Annotated in this window: 1 protein-coding gene; it reads left to right on the top strand. The window is 63.5% G+C overall.

Annotation, left to right across the window (positions count from 1 at the left end):
* Positions 1–222 precede the first annotated feature (222 nt).
* Positions 223–1,194: an IS110 family RNA-guided transposase gene (locus AC0L2O_RS36170; protein ID WP_473373116.1), complete on the top strand. Its 972-nt coding sequence runs from the start codon at positions 223–225 to the stop codon at positions 1,192–1,194.
* Positions 1,195–1,390: the final 196 nt, after the last annotated feature.

Raw genomic sequence — 1,390 nt, forward strand, 5'->3', positions numbered from 1 at the left:
CTTTGCCCACCCTTGTATTAGCGCGCCGGATTATAATGGCCTCGTTCCGTGAGGAATGGCCCAGCCCGGGCGGCCGCCCGAGCTGGGCCGCCGATCGATCGGATCGATGCCCACCGAAGCCTTGAGGGCTGCGTTTCGTAGCAAGATCGCGGTCGGCACTTCATCGGGACCCGCATGGTTGAACGAACTTCAGGTTCGCATAACAAGGGAGGGTCGAGGAAGATGGCCAAGCGTATCATGATCTGTGCCGGGATCGATACCGGCAAACATAAGCTCGACGTGGCGGTCGACGGCAGCTCGGAACAGTTGCGGGTCGACAACACGATGGAAGGCCACCAGGCTTTGGTAGAGTGGCTGAAGCGCATCAAGGTCAAGAGGGTTGGGATCGAGGCCAGTGGAGGCTACGAGCAGGCGGTCGTCGCCGAGCTGCGGCGCAAGCGGTTCGTCGTCGTCTTGTTTCAGCCGAAGCAGGTCCGTGCTTTTGCCACGTTCCATCAGCTGCTGGCCAAGAACGACAAGATCGACGCGGCGCTGATCGCGATGTGCACTGCTGCGATCAAGACCATCCATCCCGCTCCGGATCCGCGGCTGCAGCCCTTTGCCGAGCATCTGACGATGATCGACCAGATCACGGAAGACATCGCAAGGCTCAAGAACCGGCTCGAGAGTTGCCGCGACAAGCGGATTCAAGGGGTTTGGAAGGCGCAGATCGCGCTCCTGGCCAAGTCCAAACGAGCCGAGCTCAAGGCGCTGCTGGCGGCGATCCGCAAGCACCCTGATCTTGCCGCACGGCTCGATCTGATCCACAGCGTCGGCGGCTGCGGCCTGCCGACCGCGATTGCCGTCCTGATCCGGATGCCTGAGATTGGCAACATCACGCGCGGGCCTGCCGCAGCTCTCGGCGGGCTGGCACCTTACGACGACGACAGCGGCAATCGCGCCGGTGCCCGTCACATCGAAGGTGGCCGCGAACGCCTGCGCCGGGCGCTCTACAACGCGGCTCTTGCGGCATCCTTCCGCTGGAATCCGCAGCTCAAGGCTTTGTACAGCCGTCTGATCGCCGCCGGCAAATGCCACAAATGCGCGCTCATCGCCTGCGCCAGGAAATTGCTGGTCACGATCAACGCCGTCGTCGCCCGCGGAACTCCCTGGGTCGCCGAGGCGCCTCAACTCGCCAAGCTGCCCGCCGTCTGACCGCGTTTCTTTGTTCGATCAGGCGACCGTTTCTTCGTCCCGACCTGCCGCCACAACGACGCCGCGCGCCGCGGTCGTCAAGGCTGGCCGTCGCTCAAATCTCTCCTCACATCCGCTGCTGCCAGGCCACGCCTTGACGGCCGCAAGCGCGGCGTCATGCTCGCGGAAATCGGACGCCAACCTAATGGTTGCTACG

The organism is Bradyrhizobium sp. Kon10 (genome assembly GCF_055807395.1).